Origin of the sequence: Novacetimonas pomaceti (genome assembly GCF_003207955.1) — a bacterium.
In the GTDB taxonomy this organism is placed as follows: Bacteria; Pseudomonadota; Alphaproteobacteria; order Acetobacterales; family Acetobacteraceae; genus Novacetimonas; species Novacetimonas pomaceti.
Map to the genome: position 1 here is coordinate 14,992 of NZ_NOXG01000017.1, position 21,373 is coordinate 36,364.

The window sequence follows — 21,373 nt, forward strand, 5'->3', positions numbered from 1 at the left end:
AAAAAGCTTCGAAGAACGCCGCCCTTCCGGATAACAAGGCGATACCCACAAACCTTTAGCGTTCCGAAACAGCCGTCCGGAACACCGGATCAGGGCGCGGGCTGCGTGCCCTGGATGGCGGCCTTCGTGGCGCCCGCCTGTTCCGCGCGCCATCCCCGGATGGCGTCAAGGGTGCGGCGGACATGTTCATCGGGCGACAGGGCGCTGTAGGCGAAGATGATCCTGCCGTCCGGCGCGATGACATAGGACGTGCGGCTGGCGTAATGGACCACCGGCATGCGCGAATCATAGGATTGCGCGATCTTGCCCCCCGGATCGGACGCGACGGGGAATTTGCCATGGCACTCGCTGACGGAAAAACGGTCCAGCGTGGCGATGTCGTCCATCGACACCCCGATCACGCTGGCGCCCAGCTGGTGATAGCTGTCCATCGCCTCGGCAAAGTCATGGGCCTCTATGGTGCAGCCGCGCGTGAAGGCGGCGGGATAGAAATAGACCACCACCGGTCCCTTGCGCAGCGCATCGGCCAGGCGGAAGCTGAATTCCTTTCCCGCCAGGCTGGCCTGCGCCACGAACATCGGGGCGGTGCTGCCGATCGGCAGGGCGGCGCGCGCGCTGGACCACGCCACGACCCCGGCAAAGGACAGCACCCCCAGCAGGGGCACGAATATGCCCATCCATGACCATCGTGGACGCCTGTAGAAATATTTCATTCACTTCATCCCGTCATGCATCGTATTGCGGCCATCCTGTCGCGCCCGTCGCATCGCGGCACCGCACGGGGCGTCGCACGCGACGTCGCATGGGGGCGCGGGATGCCATGTCCCGGCATGCCGCGCGCCGCCGCCCGTCATGACCATGCGCCGGACCATGCGCCGTACCATGGGCCGGCGCGTCGCCAGCGGGGCGCGTCGCCATGTCATGAGGTCGACATCGGCCCCATGACCCGGCAGTCCCTGCTGCCAAGGCGGCGGCACGCCTGCAGCGCGGTGGCATGCGACAGCCCCGTCAGCCGCGCGCGATAGACGTGGCTGCGGCCCGCCGTCACGGCCTCCACCTGTTCGCGCGCGCTGTGCAGGGCGGCGCTGCTGCGGGCATGCGCCAGTGCCTGCAACGCCTGTCCGCGCGATCCGTATGCCCCGACCTGCACCGCCCAGCTTGCGGTATCCATCACAATGACGGGATGCGCCCCGGCCGGCGACATCGGCAGCTGCCCCGCCTTTTCACGCGCGCTCCACGCCGCGCGGACGGCGGCACTTTCGGCCGAAGGGGCCTCGGCCACCTGCAGCGGCTGGTCCGCGCCGATCACCTGCCGCCCGCGCCGCCCGGATGCAAGGGTGCGTCCCTGTGCCCGGGCCTGCGCGCGCGCCTGTGCCCGGGCCTCGATCATCAGGTCGGCCTGCGAACGGTTGACGGGCGACACGCCGGCGATGCGCGGGCCGATGAAGGCCACGTATTCGCGCGTCTCCCGCGGGAGGGTGTGGCTGCGGTCAAGGAAATCGTCCAGTCGCCCCGGCCCGCTGTTGTACGCCGCAAGGAACCCGGGGGAGCCATAGATATCGTACATCTCCCGCAGGTAGGCGGTGCCGGCGATGATGTTGTCATGCGGCTCGTACGCATCGGGGCCAAGGTCGTAGCGGTTGCGCATTTCGTCATAGGTCGGCGGCATGAGCTGCATCAGCCCCATCGCGCCGGGCTGCGACGTCACGAACTGCCCGTTATGGAAAAGCTGTCCGCCCGACTCGCGCTGCATGACGGCGCGGATCCACAGTTCGGGCACGTCGAAACGCTTTCCCGCCTCGGTGATGTAGGGACCCCACGGATCCTCCGGCGGGCCGGGCGGGGTATAGTTCTGGCGCGCGCGGGCGCGATAGCTGTCGGCTTCCTGCATCATCTGGGCTTCGGACATGTCGTGTGTCCGGGGCTGCCCGGCGCAGGCGGCCAGCGCGGCGGCAAGCCCCAGCGAAAGCCAGCGCGCGGCCGATCCGCGCCGCGCGTGCCCCCGTGCCGGGGAAGGATGCCATTTCCGCCAACGCGACCGGAAAGAACATGGCCACAAAGAACGTAGCCAGACAGGAAGTTCCGCCAGAAGCGAAGATGACATGGGCCGCGATGATCCTGTTGCGATGGTCCGGACTGCCCGGACGCAGGCCACCATCGCATCGAAATGGCGGTGGCGCGCACTGTACAACACGCGGCGCGACCGATGCAACGCCGTCAGTCCTGCCCTGCGCGCCATGGCGGGTGGTTACAGCAGCTTCATCAGCTTGAGCAGCAGCCACGTGATGACCATGAACAGGAAGCAGATGCACCCTGCCTCGATCGTGCCGGCGCGCCCTTCGGCCAGGAACATGCCGCCGGTATTCATGCCGAAGAACCCGGTGACGAAGGTGGCGGGCAGCATCAGCGTCGTCACGATGGACACGGTGTACAGCCGGCGGTTCGTCTCTTCCGCCTGTCCCGACGCCAGTTCGTCCTGCAATGAGCGCGCGCGGTCCTGCAACGCCAGCAGGTCATCCAGCGCGGCGTGGATCTGGCGCTGCGAACGGTCGCGCAGGTCGTCTTCCGCCCATTCGGGCAGTTCGAGGTCCTCGCTGCGGAACATGCGGTCCACGGGGGAGATGACGCGCCGCAGTTCCGTCGAACGCCGCCGCACCCGCCCGATCAGGCCGCTGATGCGCCCGAAATCGGTATGCTGGTCCAGCGTCAGCAGAAGGTCCTCCGCCCGGTCGAGGTGATCGTCAAGCAGCGCGATGTTCCGGCGGACCGTATCGGCGAATTCCAGCAGCGTGCGGTCCACCACCTCCGCCGGGGAGGCAAACGGCTCCCCCCGCTGCATGTAGCGGTAGATCAGGCCAAGGGCGGGCACCGGCTGGCGGCGCGTGGTGATCAGCAGGTCCGGCAGCACCGCGAAACGCCAGGCCGAAAGGTTCTTGTCATCCTCCGACATGCTGTCGTCGAAACCGGGCAGCGCGCCATAGACGATGTCGCCCTCCACCTCCAGCCGGGTGCCACGGTCGATATTGCCCAGCGCGGCGCGCGCCTCCTCCGGCAGGCAGGCGATCGCCTGCACCAGCGCGCGCGTGGCGGTGTGGACGATGTCGTAATGCAGCCATACCCATGCGTCGGGTTCATCGGGCGGCGCGCCTGACAGCGCGCGGGCGATCTGTTCCGCATCCAGCTTTTCCGGCCTGTGGCCCGGGCGGCACGCAATGGCCCAGACCAGGCCATCGACCCCCGGCGGCAGGGACGGCGCGGGGCCGGGCTGCGTCGGGGCGTTCGGGACGGGGGAAAGCATGTCGGACATGGGCGGGGTATCCGGAAAGCCTCGGGCAGTCGTGTCCCCATCTTGCACGATGGCCGGGGTGGCGCAACCGCCCCCCATGGAGGCGCCCGGCGCGGCATCCGGCGGCACCGGGGGGCACCGCTCGGCCTGCGCGGGGCGCGGCGGGCATGGCCCGCGGGCGGGGACATGGACGGGACATGGGCGGGGACACGGGCGCGGGTGGGTACATAAAACGGGGGCGGAACCCGGCGGGCCAGTGATGGCCGCCCGGTTCCGCCCCCATGGTCCGGTCAACCGTAATGATTACTTCATCAGGTCGGGCGAGACCTTGCCACCATTCTCGGCCAGCTTCTTCATCACCTGGCCCTGCAGCCAGATGTTCATCGCGGCGGAGTCGTTGGTGTCGCCGGTGTAATGCAGTTCCGCCGCCAGTTCCTTGCGCGCGGCAAACGAGCTGTCGAGGCCCAGCAGCTTGAGCAGGTCGACGATGGACGTCTTCCAGTTCAGCTTTTCCGGGTTCTTCGCGGCCATGGCGCTCAGCACCGCGTCAACATCGACGGGCTGCGGCGGGGGGGCGGCAGGCGCGACCGGGGCCGGGGCGGCAGCAGCCGGGGCGGGTGCCGCAGGCTTTGCTGCGGCAGGCGCGGCGGCCGGGGCCGCGGGGGTTGCGGCCTTCGCCTCGGAAGAGCCGAAGATCTTGGACAGGATGGAGCCAAAAATGCTCATGCAATCGTTCCTTGTTTCCTAAGGCGCCCCGGCCGGCAGGCCGGGACTCTCGGATCCGTGATAGCAGATGCGACGCGTCTCAGTAACGATACAGATCATTCTTGAACGGGCCGGCGACGGGCACGCCGATATAGTCGGCCTGCTTCTTCGACAGCTTCGACAGGTGCGCGCCGACCTTCGCCAGGTGCAGGAAGGCGACCTTTTCATCCAGGTGCTTGGGCAGGGTATAGACCTTGTTTTCGTACTTGCCCTCGGGCGCGGTCCACAGGTCGATCTGCGCCAGCGTCTGGTTGGTGAACGACGCGGACATGACGAAGGACGGGTGGCCCGTGGCGTTGCCAAGGTTCACCAGGCGGCCTTCGGACAGGACGATCAGGCGCTTGCCATCGGGGAAGACGACCTCGTCCACCTGCGGCTTGATGTTTTCCCACTTGAAGTTGCGCAGCGCGCTGATCTGGATTTCGGAATCGAAATGCCCGATGTTGCACACGATGGCGCGGTTCTTCATCTCGCGCATGTGGTCGATGGTGATGACGTCCTCGTTGCCCGTCGCGGTGACGAAGATGTCGCCGCGCGGCGCACCCTCTTCCATCGTCACGACCTCATAGCCTTCCATCGCGGCCTGCAGCGCGCAGATGGGATCGACCTCGGTCACCAGCACGCGGCAGCCGGCGTTGCGCAGGGACGCGGCCGAGCCCTTGCCCACGTCGCCATAGCCCGCGACGACCGCGACCTTGCCCGCCATCATGACGTCGGTGCCGCGACGGATCGCGTCCACCAGGCTTTCGCGGCAGCCATACAGGTTGTCGAACTTCGACTTCGTCACGCTGTCGTTGACGTTGATGGCCGGGACCCGCAGCAGGCCCTTCTTGGCCATGTCCCACAGGCGATGCACGCCGGTCGTCGTCTCTTCGGAGACGCCGCGCACGTCATTGAGCATGTCGGGATATTTTTCATGCATCAGCGTCGTCAGGTCCCCGCCATCGTCGAGGATCATGTTCGGCGTCCAGCCATCGGGGCCCTTGATGGTCTGTTCGATGCACCACCAGAATTCGTCCTCGCTCAGGCCCTTCCACGCGAACACGGGCACGCCCGTCGCCGCGATGGCGGCCGCCGCCTGGTCCTGGGTGGAGAAGATGTTGCACGACGACCAGCGCACGGTCGCGCCCAGCGCCGTCAGCGTCTCGATCAGGACGGCGGTCTGGATGGTCATGTGCAGACAGCCCGCGATCCGCGCGCCCTTGAGCGGCCTGGACTTGCCATATTCCTCGCGCAGCGCCATCAGGCCGGGCATTTCCCCTTCGGCAATGGCGATTTCCTTACGTCCCCAATCCGCAAGGGAGATGTCCTTGACCTTGTAATCTGTCGTCATGACCTGTCCTGAATTTATTGTTTGACGGAGGTGGGTATAGCCCCTCCCACCCGGCAGATCCAGAGCGCGCGGGCCCATGGACGCCGCACGGACATGGGGAGTGACACGGGGAGTGACACGGGGCCTGACGCACGCAACGCGCCAGGGGTCATTGCGTTTGCGCGGCGACCTCCTCCGCCTGTCGCAGGATGCGCACGAAGTTGCCGCCCCACAGGGCCGCGATCTGCGCATGATCATAGCCACGGCGCATCAGTTCGGCCGTCAGGTTGGGCGCCTGCGCCGCGTTGGCCCATCCCTCGATCCCGCCGCCGCCGTCAAAGTCGGAGGAGATGCCGACATGCGCGATGCCGATGCGCTTTACCGCGTAATCGATATGGTCGACGAAATCCGGAACGCCGACACGATGGGTCTGGCGCACGTCGCGCGGGCACAGGAACGCGTCCATCGCGGTGATGTGGATCACCCCCCCGCATGCCCTCAGCGCGTCAAGCTGCCCGTCGTCGAGGTTGCGCGGATGGTCGCACAGGGCGCGCACGCACGAATGGCTGGCAAAGACCGGCGCGCGCGACAGCTCGACGGCCTGCATCATCGTCTTGCGCGACGTGTGCGACACGTCCACCAGCATGCCCAGCCGGTTCATTTCCGCCACCGCCGCGCGGCCCAGCGTCGACAGGCCGCCATGGGGTTCCGCCTCATCGCCGAGGTGGGCCATCGGGCGCGCCGAATCCGCCAGCGCGTTGTGACCGTTATGCGTCAGCGTCATGTAACGCGCCCCGCGCGCGCGAAACCGCGCCAGCAGGCCGATGTCTTCGCCAATGGTGTATCCGTTTTCCACCGCCGGGATGATCGCGACCTCCCCCGCCGCGTGCGCCGCCATCAGGGCGTCGGCGGTGTCGCACACCCGCACCCCCGGCACGTCGCCCACGCCCGCGATGACGTCAAGCATCGCCAGCGCCTTGGCCGACGCGGCGGCATGGCCCGCCCCGCTGACCGGCCCCTGCCCTACATAGGCGACAAGGCACGCCGCCCCCATGCCGCCCTCGCGCATTTTCGGCAGGTCCACGCAGCGCGAGGAGGCGCCGGTCGCGAAATCGCCCCGGTCGGGCCAGGGGATATCGACATGGGTGTCGAGTGTCAGGATCGAACGGTGCATCGCCTGCACCGCCGAGATGGTTGGTTCATTCATGGCTGTCATCCTTTTGCCACAATGAAGCATACGCAGGGCTGTCCTGAAAACCGGGCATTAAACCGATATGCCCCGGGGGCGTTAGTCTGGGGACTGGCTACTCCATCCCTCCGGTCGATCCACGTCGGCGCGCCCCCGCGCGCCGGCAGGCCGGACACTCAGCGAGGCGAAGGAACCAAAGATGCAGAACATTCCCCTGTTGCGCCTGAATGACGGGCACAAGATCCCGGCCATCGGCTATGGCACGTATCCCCTGGACAACCCGCAGGCCGAAAAGGCCGTGCGCGAGGCGCTGGACTGTGGCTACCGCCTGTTCGACACGGCCGCCAACTATGGCAACGAATCCGGGGTCGGCACCGGCCTCATCAGCTATGACGTGGGACGCGGCGACATCTTCGTCACCACCAAGCTGCGCGGGCGCGACCAGGGGTATGACAGCACCCTGCGCGCCTTTGACGCCAGCCTGCAGCGCCTGAAGATGAGCTATATCGACCTCTACCTGATCCACTGGCCCCTGCCGATGAAGGACCAGTATGTCGAAAGCTGGAAGGCGCTGGTGCAGCTGCAGAAGGACGGCCGCGTGCGCTCCATCGGGGTGTCGAACTTCCTGCCCGAACATATCGAGCGCATCATCGACGCCACCGGCGTAACCCCCGCGGTCAACCAGATCGAGCTGCATGTCGATTTCGCGCAGAAGGAGTCCCTGGCCCTGCACAAGAAGCTGGGCATCCTGACCGAGGCGTGGAGCCCGCTGGGCCGTGGCAGCGTGCTGGAAAACCCGGTCGTCGGCCGGATCGCGCAGCACCATAACCGCACGCCCGCGCAGGTCCTGCTGCGCTGGATCATCCAGGTCGGGGCCGTTCCCCTGCCCAAGAGCGCGCATCCCGAACGCATGAAGAAGAATATCGAGGTTTTCGATTTCCAGCTGTCGGACGCGGACATGCGCGACCTCGACGCGCTGGATGGCAACAACCGCACCGGCCCCGACCCCGCCACCTGCACCGAGGAATAAGGGGCTGCCTGAAAACAGGCTGCCGATAGAAAACAGGGGGTTTTCCGGGTGTCGCCTTTCATCTGAAAAGGCGGCGTCTTTCGAAGCTTTTTGCAAAAAGCTTCACCAAAAACCTTCATGATTTCTGGATATTGTCGGGCTGTCCTTTCAGGCAGATGTCAGGGCCGCCGGGGGACGACCCGATGCGCCTCCCTGTGGTCTCCCTGATTGACCCGACCTGAAAATGACGCCGCCTGCCTTGTCCCCATCCCGCGCCGTCGGCGTGTCGGAAGGGGGCGGGTGGGCGGCGTTCGGCCGTTCCCGCCCTGCCGGTGGGCGACACGGCCGCGTGCGTCGCCGGGTCAGGCCATCCGGGCGGATGGCGTGGCGCATGGCCGCATCGCCATGGCGTAATGCGGCGCGCGATGCAGCGCCGGGCGCGTCACCCGCGCGCCCAGCCAGTATCCCGCCCCCGCCAGGCACGCGCCCAGCAGCGTGATGGCGGGCATCAGCCGCGCGGCCACGCCCTCGTGCGCGCTGACGTCATGCAGGGCGGCGCGGGCGTCATCGTCATGCCCGGCCTGCGCCGCCGCCGTGGCCGCCAGCAGGCGGCGTTCGGTTTCGGTGACCCGCATCACCCCGGCCATCGCGATATCGGGCAACGGCAGGCGATGGCGCGACATCCATCCCAGCGCATTGTCAAAGGCACGGGCGACATCGGCAAATTCGCGACGATCGCACGGCAGGAACAACCCGAGTGGCGGTCGCGCGTTCACCGACAGGCCAGCACCGTCCGGACCAACGGAACATGACGGTATCTGTCGTGCCGGGCCGACCAGACGGCGGACGGTCCATACCGCCAGTCGTTCACCACAGGGAAGATCGGACAGAACGGTTGCATAACAGGACATGGCTTTTCCGGACACGCGATGCCCGGCTCCTTGGGGGTTCATCCTGTTCCCGACCTTAGATGATAATAATTCTTATTTTCAATAGAAAAATCGGCCCGCCCCTCACTTTCCCCTGAACATGGAAACGCCCCGCGCATCAGAACGGCGCGATGGCCCGAAACCGGTCCGGCGATAAAAGTTCAAAAGTTTTTGGGTGCCGCCTTTTTTTAAAAAGGCGGCGTTCTCCGAAGCTTTTTGCAAAAAGCGTCACCAAAAACTTCTAAGGAGGTCTGAAACGCCGCAGGCATCAGGGCGAAATCACGCGATGGCTGACCACCTGCCCCACGATCACCAGCGCGGGGCTGCCCACGCCACTGTCACGGGCCAGCGCCGGCAGGGTCGCCAGCGTGCCGGTAAGGACGCGCTGGTCCGGGCGGGTGCCGCGTTCGATGATGGCGGCGGGCCAGTCGCCCGGCAGGCCATGGCGCGTCAGCCCGGCGCACAGCGCGGGCAGGCTGGTCACGCCCATGTAAATGACGATCGTCTGTCCCGGACGCGCCATGCTGTCCCACGGCAGGTCCAGCACCCCGTCGGCGCGGGCGTGGCCGGTGACGAACATGCACGACTGGGCACAGTCGCGATGCGTCAGGGGAATCCCGGCATAGGCGGCGCACCCATTGGCCGCCGTGATGCCGGGGACGACCTGGAACGGCACGCGCGCCGCCATCAGGGCCTCGATTTCCTCCCCCCCGCGCCCGAAGACGAACGGGTCCCCGCCCTTCAGCCGCAGCACACGCTGGCCCAACCGCGCGCGCCGGACCAGTTCGGCATTGATGTCGGCCTGCGGCATGGTATGGCGGTCGCGCTGCTTGCCCACGAACACCAGTTCCGCATCCCGCCGCACCCGGTCCAGCAGGTCGGGGGACAGCAGCTGGTCATACAGCACCGCGTCCGCGTCCTGCATCAGGCGCAGCGCCCGCAGCGTCAGCAGGTCCGGGTCGCCCGGCCCCGCGCCGACCAGCCAGACCTCGCCCCCCGGCGCCTTCCCCGCGATCAGGCCGTCCAGAATCCGGCCCGCGCGCGCCATGTCGCCCACGCGGGCCGCCTGCGCCCCCGCCCCGTCCAGAAAGGACTCCCACACGCGGCGGCGGCGGCCGATGTCGGGACACGCCGCGCCCACGTCCTGCCGCCGGGCCCGCATGAAATCGGCCAGCGCGCCGGTGCCGTCGGGGATCATCGCCTCCACCTGCGCGCGCAGCCGCCGGGCCAGGACGGGGGCCGCGCCGCCGGTGGAAATAGCGATGCGCACCGCCCCGCGATGGACCTGCGCCGGCGTGATGAAGGTGGAGGGCGCGGGATCATCCACGGCGCAGACCGGCACGTTCATCCCGCGCGCGATCGCCGCGACATGGCGGTTGAGCGCCCGGTCATCGGTCGCGGCATAGACAAGGCGGGATCCGGGAATGGCGGCCCGCAGCGTATCATCCGACGCCTGCGCCGCGATATGGGCCAGCCGTCCCTCCTCCGCCCAGCGTTGCATGTCCGCCACCAGCCGCGTGGCGATGACGGAAATGCGCGCCCGGTGCGCCAGCAGCAGCCGCGTCTTGTTCACGGCGATGTCGCCGCCGCCGACCACCAGCACCGGCGCGTCGTCAAGGCGCAGCGAAAGCGGGAACCATGCGGGATCGGAAGAGGGCTGGGTCATGCATCACTCCCCGGCCCCGGCCGGCGGCTCCAACAACACCAGGGCACTGTCTGAAAATAGCCTGTCGATCAAAAAATGATAAAAGTTTCCGGGCGTCGCCTTCCATCTGAATAAGGCGACGTCCTTCGAAGCTTTTTGCAAAAAGCTTCACCAGAAACTCTCATGATTTCAGTGTATTACCGCGCCATGCATGGGGGCAGGTCAGTAGGAGGAGACTTTCTTCAGCCCCTCGGCATAGCCCCAGCGTTGCCAGTCGGCGCGGCGGTCCACCTTGCCCGGCGTGACAGAAGAACAGGCCGCCAGCGCAAGCACGAAGGCAAACAGGCCAAGAACATGGACAAAGCGGGTCAAGCAAGCCTCCAGCACGACAGGGTGGGCAACATAGCAGAAAAGCATCCCCCCGGTCACGACCCATCATGCCACGACCGTGATACAGCGGATGTTTGCATATTGCGCACACCGCGCCGATCCCCCAAAGGAAAGGGAAAGGGTCCGCGCCGGCATGGCGAAATCCCGCCGCGACGGGCCATGTTCCGATACCGGCCCGCCTTGCGCCACTGACACTGAGGACAGCTTCCATGACCACCCCGCACATGACCATCGCGCGCACCGTCCGTGGCCTGCGCATCATTGCCACGCCATGGAAACGCGGCGGCCTGCGCGTGGGCGTGGTGCCCACGATGGGCGCCCTGCACGAAGGGCACCTGTCGCTGGTCCGCGCCGCGCGCGCGATGTGCGACCGGGTGATCGTGACCATCTTCGTCAACCCGAAGCAGTTCGACGATGCCTCCGACCTTGCCGCCTATCCCCGCACGGAAGACGCCGACGCCGCCCTGCTGCGCGAAGCCGGGGTGGACGTACTGTATGTCCCCGACGCGGCGGAGATGTATCCCCCCGGATTCGCCACCACCATTTCGGTGCGCGGCGTGTCCGAAGGGCTGTGCGGCGGGGCGCGGCCCGGCCATTTCGACGGCGTGGCGACGGTGGTGTGCAAGCTGCTGATGCAGACGCTGGCCGACCATGCCTTTTTCGGGGAAAAGGATTTCCAGCAGGTGCATGTCGTGCGCCGCATGGTGACCGACCTGAACCTGCCGGTGGATATCGTCACCTGCCCCACCCGGCGGGAGGAGGACGGGCTGGCGATGTCATCGCGCAACCGCCGCCTGTCGGCCGATGCCCGCGCCCGCGCCCGCGCCCTGCCGCAGGTGCTGCAACGCTGCGCCGGGCGCATCACGGCGGGGGAGGCCCCGGCCGCCGCGATGGAACAGGCGCGCGCCGACCTGCTGGCGGCGGGATTCGACGCGGTGGATTACCTCGAACTCCGCGCCGCGTCCGACCTGGCACCCCTGACGCAATCGCCCACGGCGCCCGCACGCCTGCTGGCGGCGGCATGGCTGGATTCGGTGCGGCTGATCGACGGGGTGGATGTCGCGCCAGCCGGCTGAGCGGGCGTCGTCATCCCTGCATCCCGGCCTGCCTTCGGGATAGAAGGAATTGTCAGAGAAGTTTCCGGGTGCCGCCTTTCATATGAAAAGACGGCGTTCTTTCGAAGCTTTTTGCAAAAAGCTTCACCAGAAACTTCTGTTATCTTATCCGAAAAAACCGTTTTCAGGGGGCGAGGCGACGTGCCTCGTCCGGCAGCATGATGGGGATGCCGTCGCGAATCGGGAACGCAAGGCCCGCGCGCTTGCTGATCAGCTCGCCCGCCTCGCGGTCATAGACCAGCGGCCCCTTGGTCACCGGGCACACCAGCACCGACAGAAGCCGCGGGTCAAGCGGGGGGGAAGTGGGCTTATCGGTCATGAGGACGCCTCCGGCATAAGTCACGATGGGAATTCACGATGGGGATGCACCCTCGTCCGGCTCATGTCCAGCCATCTCCAGCAGCATGCGCAGCGTATTGGCGCGTTCCGCCAGGCTGCCCGATTCCAGAAGCGCCTGTTTTTCCGCCGTGGCAAAGGGACAGATCATCGGCAGCATCACCAGCAGCGTCGCGTCGTCCATTTCATGCAGCGCCTCCCACTGGGTGCTCAGCCCCTGCTGCGCGCAGAACCGGCGCAGCGACTCCAGCAGGCGTTCGCGGTCATAGGCGACCTCCTCCTCCGGATCGGTCAGGTCGGCCGCGAATCCCGACACGTCGATCCGCGCCACGCGATATCCCCGCCGCGTCCCCGCCTCACGCAGGAGGCGAAAGCGCGCCAGCCCCGTCAGCGTGATGCCATAGGTGCCATCGGCCCGTTCGGTCATGGAGGTGATGCGCCCGACGCATCCCACCGAATACAGCGGCGGGTTGTCGTCGGGATCGCCATGGCTGTCGTCGGACACCACCATGCCGCGCCGTTCGCGCGGCTGGATCATGCCGATCATCCGCCCCTCCCGCAGGGCGTCCTCCACCAGCGCCACGTAGCGCGGCTCGAACACGTTGAGCGGCAGCTTGCCATGCGGCAGCAAAAGCGCCTCGTCCAGCGGAAACAGGCCGATTTCCGCCGGAAAATCCGCCAGCGTCATGTCCTGGATCAGCGGGATGCGGCGGGGGATGCCGTCATGTTCGACGACACTGCCCAGCGGGTCATGGCGTGGCGTCATGAAAACAGCAGCGAGGACATGCGCCGGCGCGCGGCGACGGTGGCGGGATCGTCATGGCCCCATGCCTCGAACAGGCGGATCAGCTGCAGGCGCGCGGCGTCGTCATTCCACGACCGGTCTTCCTTCATGATCGTCAGCAGCTCGTCCGCGGCCTCGGCCTTCTTGCCCGCCGCGTTCAGCGCGCTCGACAGTTCGAATCGGGCCGCGTAATCCTTCGGGTTGGCGGCAAGGCGGGCGCGCAGGCTTTCGGCCTCCTCCGCCGCCTTGCGTCCCTCGCGCTTGAGGTCGAGGGCCGCGCGCGCTCCCTTGATTTCCGCATGGTCCGCGATCGCGGCCGGCACGTCGCGCAGGGCGTCGGCCGCCCCTTCCTCATCACCCATGACGATCAGCGCGCGTACGAGGCCGCCCCACGCGACGGGGTTTTCGGGCTCGATCTCCAGCACCTGCGAATAGGCGCTGGCGGCAGCCTCCGCCCGGCCTTCGTCAAGTTCCTTGCGCGCCATGTCGATCAGGTCGGCCGCCGGAAGCGCCCCGCCCGCAGCCTTGAGTACGCCTTCGACGAAGCGGCGGACCTCGCTTTCGGGCTGGGCGCCCTGGAACAGGTCAAGGATCTGCCCCTGCCAGAAGGCGGCGACCAGCGGGATCGACTGCAGCGGCAGGCCGATCTTGCCCAGCTGCTGCGCCAGCGCCTGGTTGGCGTCCACGTCGATTTTCACCAGGCGCACGCGCCCGCCCGCCGCCGTCACCACCTTTTCAATGACCGGCGTCAGCTTCTTGCACGGCCCGCACCAGGCCGCCCAGAAATCGACAAGGACCGGGACCGTGCGGCTGGCATCGACCACATCACGCATGAAGGTGTTCTGGTTGCCATCCGAAATCACGGCCCCCCCCGGCGCGGATGCGGCACCCGGCGCGGCGGCCGGGGCGCCGGGACGCGCGTTGGGGGACGGGGACTGACCGATGATATAGTCCATGGAACCTTGATCCTGCCTTGGCTGTGTCACGGCCATCCGCGCCCCGGTGCATCGGCCCGCGCCCTGCGGCACGGCCCCGCCTGCCCCGCCGGACGGGATGGCATCATTTCATACCGATAGATTGTCATTCCCACCGCGTCACGCAACCTCCGCCGCGCCAGATGAAAAAAAACATGCGCGGATGCATTTTCCCCCTTGCGCAACAGGCACCTGTTCCGTAAACACCCCTTCACCGACACGGAGCGCGGGCGTAGCTCAGGGGTAGAGCACAACCTTGCCAAGGTTGGGGTCGTGGGTTCGAATCCCATCGCCCGCTCCAGAAAACCGGCAGTTTACTGCGGTTTATGGTAAAGTCGGTTTTCCCAGACAGATAAAAATCAGACAGAACGGGACAGGAACATACCTTCCCGTCCGGGCATGGGCTGGGCAGGATTGTCCCACGTCCCCGCCGCGCGGCCATGACCCGGCCCATGCCACACCTTCACGGGACCAATCAGGGGCTGCCTGAAAAGACGGACCTGACAACCAACTGAAATCATGAAGGTTTTTGGTGAAGCTTTTTATAAAAAGCTTCAGAAGGATGCCGCCCTTTAAAAAAAGGCAACACCCGAAAACTTCTGTTATTTTTCACCAGCAGGTTATTTCCAAACGGCCCCTGACAGGACCACGTCAATCATTCTGCTGAAGTGGAGATGCAATCTTGCTGGGCTGCCCGACGCATGAACAGAGACTGGAGGCCGGCAGGCTCCCGCGACATCGCCACGGTTCCGCCTATGTCTCCCTGCTGCTGGATGGTGCGTATGGCGAACGGGGTCCGGGGGGCCGCTGGCCGGTTGAACCGGGGCAGCTTATCGCGCACGCCGCTTTCGAATGCCATGACAATGAGATTGCCCGCCCGGGCGCATGGATAATCAATATCCCCGTCCCGGCCCGCATGTCCCTGCCCCCGGTTTTTACCATTGAAGATCCTGACGCCCTGATCGTCGCGGCACGGCAGGGGGTGCCGGTCCTGGGGTATCTTCGACCCGTCAGCGTCGTTTCCCCCCGCAATGACGACTGGCCGGATGCCCTTGCCGCCCTGCTGCGGCGCAGGCCCGTCTCCATCACCCGCTGGGCACGCGAAACAGGTCTGGCCCCCGCGACGGTCAGTCGCGGTTTCCTTGCGGCGTTCGGCGTTTCACCCAGCCGGTACCGACTGGAAAACCAGTTACTGCGGGCGATGCGGCTTATTGCGACGACCAATGCGCCGCTGGCGGCGATTTCCGGGGGGTGCGGCTTTGCGGATCAGGCGCATTTCTGCCGGACGGTCAGGGCGGCGTCGGGGTATTCACCGCGTGAATGGAGGGTCAAATCCATTCAAGACGATGCGATGCAGGACTGGTAGGAGACGGAAAATTACTGAACGTGAGTATGTTGATGCCCGCCAGTATCCCTGCTTTCCTGCTCGCTGCCTCCACCATCATCCCGATCGCGACGACGACGACAACCACGCCAGACGCGAAACAGGAATTACGCCTTGCCATTGGCGCCATCCTGCGTGCGCAGGGACGTGAGGCACGCTCCGCGCTGCAATCCATCGCGCCGACGCAACTCGGCACCACGGATCGTCATTTCCGCGAATGCGCCCTGTTGCGCCTGAATGCTGCTGGTCCATTGCCGGTTACATCAGATACTCCTGACGTGAATGCCTTTACGCGCGATCTTTTGCATCTGTATCGTACCTACTGGCGCGCGGCCGCACTTGATGTGGATGGCCGCCCGGCGGCAGAAAGGGCGCTCACCGACGGTCTGGCAAGGCTCCTCGGCCGTCCTGTCAGCAATATCGCAGACGCTGAACCGCTGGTTGGCGCACGATTGACGTCCTATGGCCTCTTTTCGCAGGAAGGGCGAACGGGCGTCCTGCATGATTTAATGATCTGGCGCCGCAGCACACGGAAAATCGAAAATGTTCCCCTGCCGGAAGGCGGCAACGCGACACAGGTCAACTACCTCGACGGTTTCATAAGCCGTGGCTGGAGCAGCTATTTTACGTGCAACCGCACCGGGACCGGGGGCTGGACCACCGACGAGGGCCTTTTCGTGGTCGTCCCGGCCTACAAAAGCCTGAGCGACGAGAATTTCTCGGTAAACTTCCTCGCCCACGAAAGCCAGCATTATTCGGACAAAAAGCGATTTGGGGGCATGCCCTCATGGCGGCTCGAATATCGCGCCAAGCTTGTCGAGGTCGCCTATGCCAGCACGACAAGGGATCGCGTGCTTGACGCTTTCACCGACAATCAGGGCGACGATCCCGGCGATCCGCACAGCTATGCCAACCGGCGGGTCCTGACGGTCCTGACGCACCGGCTTGGCGTGGCTTCCGTGGCAGATCTCCACACCGTTGCGATCGACCGCCTGCACGAGGCCGCGATCAATGCCCTGAAGGCGGATAGCGCAGCACTGGATACCGCGTCGCACGCAGGGTCCGGGACCCATCCCCTGCGATAGGAGGCGCCCCCTGCAGGACCAGAGATGTACTGAAATCATAAAGGTTTTTGGTGAAGCTTTTTGTAAAAAGCTTCGAAAGGACGCCGCCTTTTTTGAAAAAGGCGGCACCCAAAAACTTTTGTCAATTCATTATCAGAAGGTTTATAAAAACCTCTGAAGAAACAACGATTTTTTACGACATCCCGGCGGGTGATGGGAACTCATCCAGGGCGGGGCGTGAACAATCATCGTGGCCATTCGCAAGCGATGGCCCTGGCTCAAGCATCTGTTCGCTGACGGTGCCTACGACCGCACCCGTCTTATGGATGCCGCGACCTATCAGGATTTCGTCCTCGAGATCATTCGCCGCTCCGACAAGGAGACGGGCTTCAAGGTGTTGCCCCGGCGCTGGGTCATCGAGCACACTTTCGGTTGGATAATGCGCTGGAAGCGCCTCGTTCGGGATTACGAGCAGAGGATCGACGTCTCGGAGGTAATGATCCATGTCGCTTTCGGTAGCCTCATGCGGCACAGGACCGTCACCGTATTGTTCGATGTCGCCATGTCCATCAGATCCCCGTCATGGTGGCGCACGCCTGCGGATAGAACCACAGCGTCCCCCACGTGCCCTGCGATTTCTTCTGCCGCACGGAGGTGGAGTGACGCTCCACCGCGTGGGCGCGCATCTTTTCCGTAAAGCCGGTGGAAACGCTGGCCTGTCCCTCCACCTCGTTGACGAAAAGCTGCATCAGCGTGGTGGCCACCATCCCGCCACCCAGCGCGGTCCCGGCCTCCGGCAGGGTTTCGATGCGCAGGTTCGGCAGGCTTTCGGACAGGAGCTCGCGCAGCTTTACATTGTACTGGTTGGCATACAGCAGGCACTGCTGGCGCTCCGTCGGGATCACCAGCGTCATCGGCGTCTCCAGCGTCAGGTTGCCGCCCATCTGGGTGACAAGCTGCGCATACAGCCGCAGCACGTCGTCAAAGCACTGCAGCGGGTCGGACATCGCCAGCCAGTCGGCCGAACCCGTGGCCGTGCCGTTGGCCGCGACCTTCGGCAGCGGCTGGATCGCGGGCGGAAGCTGCGGGTCATTGAGCGCGCCGTAACATTCCAGCCCCGCCACCCCGAACAGGTAGGTCAGGTTCTGCTGCTTGCCCAGCACGGAGATGGAGGCAAGGTTGCGCTGGTTCACCAGGTCGATGCGCGCCGCACCCATGCGCGCGACCTCGCGCTCGCCCCAGCGGGTCCAGGTCTGGTAATGAAAGGACTGGCGGCTGATCCAGTTGGCGTTGGCGTCCACCTCGCCATCGGCGCTGTAATCGCCATAGGCCGCCGTGCGTCCCGACAGTTCGACCACGGGGAACATCGCCGTGTCGGTGACCCAGTCGCCCTTGCGCACCTCGCCATAAATCTGGGCCGCGCGGGTGGGGGCCACCAGCGCGCGGATCACCACCGGGTCGGTATAGGTGGTGAAGATGGCCGGGATGCCCGAATTGGCCGCCGTCACTGCGCCATCGGCATCCATCGCCAGGCCGCCTGCGGGGAAATAGTCGCGCACGCCCTCAAGATGGATGCCATACTGCCGCGCCAGCACCGGCGCGTCGTTGCGAAACAGGGGTGTATTCATCAGGAAGCATCTTTCGTAATGGCGATCAGGCCGCCGGTTGCGGCAGGCAGGGCGACGCGCCAGCCGGTCGCGACATACCCGTCCGGTGCGTCCGTCCCCGGCGCGACGGCGGTGATGCCGCCATCCGTGACGGAGGCACAGACCACGTCGCCGCGCGCGGCGTCACTGGCGCAGGCGCAGAACACGTCGCCGCCATCGGCCAGCGTGACCATGAAGCCCTGCGGGATGGTCATCGTCGCTTCCTGCAGGTACTGCGTCATCAGCCCCTGCTGTTCACGCACGACAAACCCGTCGGGGGCTGCGGGCGTCGCCACGGGGGCCGACAGCGTGATTGTGGGCGCGGTGGTGTATCCCGTGCCGGGGGCCGTCACCGTGATGCCCGTCACCACGCCGTTGCCAATCGTGGCCGTGGCCTGCGCCCCGGTGCCGCCACCGCCCGACAGTGTGACGGTCGGTACGGCGCCATACCCCGACCCGCCGGACGTCACCGCGATGGCGGACACGCCGCCCGCCGCGACGCTCGCGCTGGCGGTGGCCGCCGTCGCCGCATCGGACGGCGGCGTGTTCAGCACCGACGCCCCGTCCGCCTGCACCCATGCAAAGGCCGCGACACTTACGCCGCCCGTGCCCGCCCGCAGGCCATTGGCCCACGCCAGCACCGACCGGCGCGGGTTTTCCGACGCCCACGCGCCCGGAAAGGATACGGGCCAGTTGTAATTGACCGTATTGGGAAAAGGCATGCATAGCCTCCATGTTTTTAAGTAAAACCGCGCGTGAGCCCCGGGCCCCCTGCAGACCACGGCTTTCAGGTATCAGGGTGCAGGGAGCCGCGCTCCCTGCCGGGTCCGGGCGGCGCCCGGATGTCGCATGTATCGATGGCCCTGCATTCAGGGGCGTTGCCCCCGAACCCCCACCAAAGGTCGCGGACCTTTGGAAACCATGGCTTAAGTCTCGGGATGCAGGGATCGCGATCCCGCCAGAAGCCTACAGCACGCGCGGCGCGCGGGTGACGCCGAACCGGGTATTGAAATCCGGCGCGGCGTCGGCGGCGACAACCGCGCCCGCCGCCGCGCCCTGCGTCCCGACCACCATATCGAGCATCGGGCGCAGGGCGGACGGATGCACGCCCGCAACATCATGTCCCGCCTGCGCCAGGGCATAGCGGTAGATGGCGTCCGCGCTGTCCATGCCGATCACGTCGCCCACCAGGGGGCGGACGGCGCGGCGGGCGTCCTCCATCGCGCGGGCGCGGGCGCGTTCGGCGTCCAGCGCACGGGCCACCGCGTCACGCACGGCGGCATCCGACGCCAGTTCCGCAGGCGTGTCCGATGGCGTATCCGATGGCGTGCCGTCCGTCGCGGACGGGTCCGCCGGGATGGCGGGCGTGGGGCGGGCTTCGTCCATTTCCGCCCTTGCGGCCTGCAGCGCGCGGGCCAGCGCGTCGGGCGCGGTATCAGGCGTCAGCGCGCCGGTGCGCAGGGCGTGGCCGATCACCTCCACGCTGAAGGTGGCGTCGGGCATGGGGGCCGGTGTGGGGGCCATATTGCTCTCCTGTAGTGCGGAATCGGCAACCAGCACGTCCGGCCCCGCGCGCCCGGCGGGGACGAGTGCGACATGGTTGCCGCGAATGTTGCGCATCACCCCGTCATAGGGCTGTCCCCGCCAGCGCCCCGGCGTCATGTCCGCGTCATAGCGGTAGGCGCACGACAGTTCGCGCCGCCCGCCATCGCGGACCATCGCGATCGCGTCGGCATCCCAGATCGCCAGCGCGTTATCAAGGTACGGGTCGTCAAAGGCGCAGTCGGTGCCGGTCGCGCCCACGGTGATGTCGCGGCGCGGGTTGTCCGCCGACACGTGCGCATGGTCGGCCAGGACGGGAATGGCGTTGAAGGTCGGGGCCGCGCGCGCCAGTTCGTCGGGCGCGCGTAACAGGCGGTACATCGCGTCCGCCCGCAGGCCCAGCGCCGCGTGGCCGGGGATTTCCGACCCCCGGTAGGCATTGACGCAGGCCTTGGAAATATGGGTCCGCGCGACATACAGCCGCCCGTCCTCGTCCGTGACGCGGACCGAACCGATGCGGTCGTGGGCAAGGATGCCGGTCATGATTTTCCTTTCGCCGCGCCCATCGCGGCGCGGATGGCGTCGATGCGGGCGCGGGCCTGTTCGATTTCGGCCTGCTGCGCGTCGTCCATCTGCCACAGCGGCACGAACGCGAAATCCAGGCGCGGGTCTTCCTCCCCCCACAGGTGGATCTGCACCATGCGGAAGATACGATCGAGCACCGGGGCCACGTGTGCCTCCTGAAACGCCGCGATCTCGTCATAGAAAACGCGGATTTCCCCGTCCGACGACGCATTCAGCCCCGCCGGCTGGATCCCGAACAGCTTGACCAGCGGGATGCCGGGGATGGAGGCCATGAACTCCTGCGACTGGGCCTGCAGGTCGCTCAGCCCCGACAGCGGGGTGGCGACGATGGCGAAATCCTCGTGCGTGCGGTCGATGACGAACGTGCCGTGGTTCGACTGGTACGCATTCATCGCCGCGACCCGGCCCGTCAGGCTGTCGGTATCGACCTGCGTCGCGCCTGCCTTGTCCCCGTCGCCCATCGCGCCGGCCATGTCGGTCTTGAGCACCTTTGTCGCGAAGTTGCTGACAAGGTCGGACACGGACTGGCGCGTGCGCAGGAAGTTGTGGACATAGGTGCGCAGCATCTGCGTCAGGCTGGGGCCGCCGAAATTGAACGCGGGCTTGAAAATGTCCGAGACCTCGAACGGCACCATCGAAAACATCCGGCTGGCGTCCACCAGCGTCCCCTGCACCCACCACGCGCGCGGGCGGAAGTAATCGGGCCGCAGCGGCATGTCGGCGTTATAGCTGTCGGGCGTGGTCCACAATGGCTCCACGTTCAGGAAACGCCTGATCGCGCCACGGGCGATGCCGTTCGGCCCGATCACCAGCGGCGCGTCCTGTCCCGCGCTGCTCAGCGGTTGTCCAAGGTCGGGCCAGACATGCCCCAGGCCAAAGCCCAGCGCATGGACGATCTGCCGGCGCACCACCTCGCGCACGCGCAGGCGCCGCATTTCGGTCCGCAGCTGCGTCGCGCGCGCCGACAGGGCGGGGTCCGGCGCATCGGTGCCGGGGGTGGTGATGCGCACCCATTCGCGCGTTGCCTCCCGCGCGATGACCTCGACAGGCTTGCGGAACTCCGCGCGCTGCATCATCTGCGCCAGCACGGGATAGCCGAGGAAGCCGATCGCGTCCCCCGCCGGGTCGGCCGCGTCATACAGCCCGTCCCCGGCCCAGTCATGCACCCCCGACAGCGCCCGGTCCATCGCCAGCGCCCCGGCCTCGCGCACCCCCGGCGGCGGGACATAGGGACGCAGGGCATCGCGCGCGTCGGGCGGCGCGGGCGTGGTGGCGCGGCCAAAGCGCGGCATGGCGCCGGCATGCGGCACGACGCGCGGTTCACGCCGCACGCGCGATGGCGTGGGCGCGCGGTGGAACCAGTGTTTCATTGTCGTCCTGTCCGTTTTTGGGCATGCAACACCCGGGCGCCGCCCGGA

General features: G+C 66.6%; 21 protein-coding genes, 1 tRNA gene and 1 pseudogene. 6 read left to right on the forward strand and 17 right to left on the reverse strand.

Going from position 1 to position 21,373, the window contains the following annotated elements; genetic code table 11:
- Nucleotides 1-89 precede the first annotated feature (89 nt).
- The 7 genes from CFR71_RS11865 to CFR71_RS11895 form a co-directional block, all read right to left on the reverse strand.
- The gene (locus tag CFR71_RS11865; protein ID WP_110531378.1) at nucleotides 90-713 is read right to left on the reverse strand and encodes a peroxiredoxin; all 624 of its coding nucleotides are present in this window, start codon (nucleotides 711-713) and stop codon (nucleotides 90-92) included.
- Nucleotides 714-923: a hypothetical protein gene (locus CFR71_RS11870; protein WP_110531380.1), complete on the reverse strand. Its 210-nt coding sequence runs from the start codon at nucleotides 921-923 to the stop codon at nucleotides 714-716.
- The gene (locus CFR71_RS11875) at nucleotides 920-2,104 is read right to left on the reverse strand and encodes a lytic transglycosylase domain-containing protein (RefSeq protein WP_110531382.1); all 1,185 of its coding nucleotides are present in this window, start codon (nucleotides 2,102-2,104) and stop codon (nucleotides 920-922) included. The genes CFR71_RS11870 and CFR71_RS11875 overlap by 4 nt, the downstream gene beginning before the upstream one ends.
- A 144-nt stretch (nucleotides 2,105-2,248) precedes the next feature.
- The gene (locus tag CFR71_RS11880) at nucleotides 2,249-3,307 is read right to left on the reverse strand and encodes a CorA family divalent cation transporter (RefSeq protein WP_110531384.1); all 1,059 of its coding nucleotides are present in this window, start codon (nucleotides 3,305-3,307) and stop codon (nucleotides 2,249-2,251) included.
- Between the two features lie 282 nt (nucleotides 3,308-3,589).
- Nucleotides 3,590-4,012 (reverse strand): DUF3597 domain-containing protein, encoded by a 423-nt coding sequence (locus tag CFR71_RS11885; RefSeq protein WP_110531386.1) that lies wholly within the window; start codon nucleotides 4,010-4,012, stop codon nucleotides 3,590-3,592.
- Nucleotides 4,013-4,091: 79 nt separating this feature from the next.
- A complete protein-coding gene (ahcY, locus tag CFR71_RS11890; protein WP_110531388.1) occupies nucleotides 4,092-5,384 on the reverse strand; it encodes an adenosylhomocysteinase in 1,293 nt (430 codons plus the stop codon).
- Between the two features lie 148 nt (nucleotides 5,385-5,532).
- A complete protein-coding gene (locus CFR71_RS11895; protein WP_207781381.1) occupies nucleotides 5,533-6,570 on the reverse strand; it encodes a dipeptidase in 1,038 nt (345 codons plus the stop codon).
- A 181-nt stretch (nucleotides 6,571-6,751) separates the two neighbouring features.
- On the opposite strand from CFR71_RS11895, the gene CFR71_RS11900 reads away from it, so the two are divergent.
- Nucleotides 6,752-7,582 carry an aldo/keto reductase gene (locus tag CFR71_RS11900; RefSeq protein WP_110531390.1) on the forward strand — a complete coding sequence of 277 codons (831 nt, stop codon included), beginning with the start codon at nucleotides 6,752-6,754 and terminating at the stop codon, nucleotides 7,580-7,582.
- 341 nt (nucleotides 7,583-7,923) lie between these two features.
- Here the strand turns inward: CFR71_RS11900 and CFR71_RS11905 are convergent, their stop codons facing one another.
- The 3 genes from CFR71_RS11905 to CFR71_RS16570 form a co-directional block, all read right to left on the reverse strand.
- On the reverse strand, nucleotides 7,924-8,472 hold the full coding sequence (locus tag CFR71_RS11905; protein ID WP_110531392.1) for a hypothetical protein: 549 nt from the start codon (nucleotides 8,470-8,472) through the stop codon (nucleotides 7,924-7,926).
- Nucleotides 8,473-8,758: 286 nt separating this feature from the next.
- The gene (cysG, locus tag CFR71_RS11910; RefSeq protein ID WP_110531394.1) at nucleotides 8,759-10,156 is read right to left on the reverse strand and encodes a siroheme synthase CysG; all 1,398 of its coding nucleotides are present in this window, start codon (nucleotides 10,154-10,156) and stop codon (nucleotides 8,759-8,761) included.
- A 201-nt stretch (nucleotides 10,157-10,357) separates the two neighbouring features.
- Entirely contained in the window at nucleotides 10,358-10,507 is a 150-nt protein-coding gene (locus CFR71_RS16570) for a hypothetical protein (protein ID WP_165829365.1), read from the reverse strand.
- Nucleotides 10,508-10,734: 227 nt separating this feature from the next.
- Here CFR71_RS16570 and panC point away from each other — a divergent pair, with 227 nt between their 5' ends.
- Nucleotides 10,735-11,601, forward strand: a complete 867-nt coding sequence (panC, locus tag CFR71_RS11920) for a pantoate--beta-alanine ligase (RefSeq protein WP_110531398.1) — start codon at nucleotides 10,735-10,737, stop codon at nucleotides 11,599-11,601.
- Between the two features lie 163 nt (nucleotides 11,602-11,764).
- Here panC and CFR71_RS11925 read toward each other — a convergent pair whose 3' ends face one another.
- Genes CFR71_RS11925 through CFR71_RS11935 form a run of 3 tightly spaced genes read right to left on the reverse strand, consistent with a single transcriptional unit; the run spans nucleotide 11,765 to nucleotide 13,716 of the window.
- On the reverse strand, nucleotides 11,765-11,959 hold the full coding sequence (locus CFR71_RS11925) for a Trm112 family protein (RefSeq protein WP_110531400.1): 195 nt from the start codon (nucleotides 11,957-11,959) through the stop codon (nucleotides 11,765-11,767).
- A 33-nt stretch (nucleotides 11,960-11,992) separates the two neighbouring features.
- Nucleotides 11,993-12,742 (reverse strand): LON peptidase substrate-binding domain-containing protein, encoded by a 750-nt coding sequence (locus CFR71_RS11930; RefSeq protein WP_110531402.1) that lies wholly within the window; start codon nucleotides 12,740-12,742, stop codon nucleotides 11,993-11,995.
- Nucleotides 12,739-13,716, reverse strand: coding sequence for a tetratricopeptide repeat protein (locus CFR71_RS11935; protein ID WP_110531404.1), 978 nt, complete (start codon nucleotides 13,714-13,716; stop codon nucleotides 12,739-12,741). Before CFR71_RS11935 ends, CFR71_RS11930 begins: the two co-directional genes overlap by 4 nt.
- Before the next feature lie 244 nt (nucleotides 13,717-13,960).
- On the opposite strand from CFR71_RS11935, the gene CFR71_RS11940 reads away from it, so the two are divergent.
- The 4 genes and pseudogenes from CFR71_RS11940 to CFR71_RS11955 all read left to right on the forward strand — a co-directional run.
- Nucleotides 13,961-14,035: transfer RNA gene (locus CFR71_RS11940), tRNA-Gly, on the forward strand.
- 381 nt (nucleotides 14,036-14,416) lie between these two features.
- Nucleotides 14,417-15,100: a helix-turn-helix domain-containing protein gene (locus CFR71_RS11945; protein ID WP_110531406.1), complete on the forward strand. Its 684-nt coding sequence runs from the start codon at nucleotides 14,417-14,419 to the stop codon at nucleotides 15,098-15,100.
- 32 nt (nucleotides 15,101-15,132) lie between these two features.
- Nucleotides 15,133-16,203: a hypothetical protein gene (locus CFR71_RS11950; RefSeq protein WP_133251146.1), complete on the forward strand. Its 1,071-nt coding sequence runs from the start codon at nucleotides 15,133-15,135 to the stop codon at nucleotides 16,201-16,203.
- 223 nt (nucleotides 16,204-16,426) lie between these two features.
- Nucleotides 16,427-16,717 (forward strand): annotated as a pseudogene (locus tag CFR71_RS11955) (transposase); the annotation flags it as partial.
- Nucleotides 16,718-16,751: 34 nt separating this feature from the next.
- On the opposite strand, the gene CFR71_RS11960 reads toward CFR71_RS11955, so the two are convergent.
- The 4 genes from CFR71_RS11960 to CFR71_RS11975 all read right to left on the reverse strand — a co-directional run bounded on the left by CFR71_RS11960 (nucleotide 16,752) and on the right by CFR71_RS11975 (nucleotide 21,325).
- Complete coding sequence (locus CFR71_RS11960; RefSeq protein WP_110531409.1) at nucleotides 16,752-17,810, reverse strand: DUF2184 domain-containing protein; 1,059 nt, start codon at nucleotides 17,808-17,810, stop codon at nucleotides 16,752-16,754.
- Complete coding sequence (locus CFR71_RS11965) at nucleotides 17,810-18,550, reverse strand: structural cement protein Gp24 (protein ID WP_110531411.1); 741 nt, start codon at nucleotides 18,548-18,550, stop codon at nucleotides 17,810-17,812. The genes CFR71_RS11960 and CFR71_RS11965 overlap by 1 nt, the downstream gene beginning before the upstream one ends.
- 244 nt (nucleotides 18,551-18,794) lie before the next feature.
- Nucleotides 18,795-19,913, reverse strand: a complete 1,119-nt coding sequence (locus CFR71_RS11970; protein ID WP_110531413.1) for a DUF2213 domain-containing protein — start codon at nucleotides 19,911-19,913, stop codon at nucleotides 18,795-18,797.
- Nucleotides 19,910-21,325, reverse strand: a complete 1,416-nt coding sequence (locus tag CFR71_RS11975; RefSeq protein ID WP_110531415.1) for a phage portal protein — start codon at nucleotides 21,323-21,325, stop codon at nucleotides 19,910-19,912. Before CFR71_RS11975 ends, CFR71_RS11970 begins: the two co-directional genes overlap by 4 nt.
- Nucleotides 21,326-21,373: the final 48 nt, after the last annotated feature.

Bases quoted from the DNA above. Each gene is read 5' to 3' on its own strand.
- CFR71_RS11925 (WP_110531400.1), bottom strand. From the start codon at position 11,959: ATGACCGATAAGCCCACTTCCCCCCCGCTTGACCCGCGGCTTCTGTCG.
- CFR71_RS11885 (WP_110531386.1), bottom strand. From the start codon at position 4,012: ATGAGCATTTTTGGCTCCATCCTGTCCAAGATCTTCGGCTCTTCCGAG.
- CFR71_RS11875 (WP_110531382.1), bottom strand. From the start codon at position 2,104: ATGTCATCTTCGCTTCTGGCGGAACTTCCTGTCTGGCTACGTTCTTTG.
- CFR71_RS11930 (WP_110531402.1), bottom strand. From the start codon at position 12,742: ATGACGCCACGCCATGACCCGCTGGGCAGTGTCGTCGAACATGACGGC.
- CFR71_RS11960 (WP_110531409.1), bottom strand. From the start codon at position 17,810: ATGAATACACCCCTGTTTCGCAACGACGCGCCGGTGCTGGCGCGGCAG.
- CFR71_RS11905 (WP_110531392.1), bottom strand. From the start codon at position 8,472: ATGTCCTGTTATGCAACCGTTCTGTCCGATCTTCCCTGTGGTGAACGA.
- cysG (WP_110531394.1), bottom strand. From the start codon at position 10,156: ATGACCCAGCCCTCTTCCGATCCCGCATGGTTCCCGCTTTCGCTGCGC.
- CFR71_RS11965 (WP_110531411.1), bottom strand. From the start codon at position 18,550: ATGCCTTTTCCCAATACGGTCAATTACAACTGGCCCGTATCCTTTCCG.
- CFR71_RS11900 (WP_110531390.1), top strand. From the start codon at position 6,752: ATGCAGAACATTCCCCTGTTGCGCCTGAATGACGGGCACAAGATCCCG.
- ahcY (WP_110531388.1), bottom strand. From the start codon at position 5,384: ATGACGACAGATTACAAGGTCAAGGACATCTCCCTTGCGGATTGGGGA.
- CFR71_RS11870 (WP_110531380.1), bottom strand. From the start codon at position 923: ATGACATGGCGACGCGCCCCGCTGGCGACGCGCCGGCCCATGGTACGG.
- CFR71_RS11865 (WP_110531378.1), bottom strand. From the start codon at position 713: ATGAAATATTTCTACAGGCGTCCACGATGGTCATGGATGGGCATATTC.
- CFR71_RS11975 (WP_110531415.1), bottom strand. From the start codon at position 21,325: ATGAAACACTGGTTCCACCGCGCGCCCACGCCATCGCGCGTGCGGCGT.
- CFR71_RS11880 (WP_110531384.1), bottom strand. From the start codon at position 3,307: ATGTCCGACATGCTTTCCCCCGTCCCGAACGCCCCGACGCAGCCCGGC.
- CFR71_RS11935 (WP_110531404.1), bottom strand. From the start codon at position 13,716: ATGGACTATATCATCGGTCAGTCCCCGTCCCCCAACGCGCGTCCCGGC.
- CFR71_RS11950 (WP_133251146.1), top strand. From the start codon at position 15,133: ATGCCCGCCAGTATCCCTGCTTTCCTGCTCGCTGCCTCCACCATCATC.
- CFR71_RS11970 (WP_110531413.1), bottom strand. From the start codon at position 19,913: ATGACCGGCATCCTTGCCCACGACCGCATCGGTTCGGTCCGCGTCACG.
- panC (WP_110531398.1), top strand. From the start codon at position 10,735: ATGACCACCCCGCACATGACCATCGCGCGCACCGTCCGTGGCCTGCGC.
- CFR71_RS11895 (WP_207781381.1), bottom strand. From the start codon at position 6,570: ATGAATGAACCAACCATCTCGGCGGTGCAGGCGATGCACCGTTCGATC.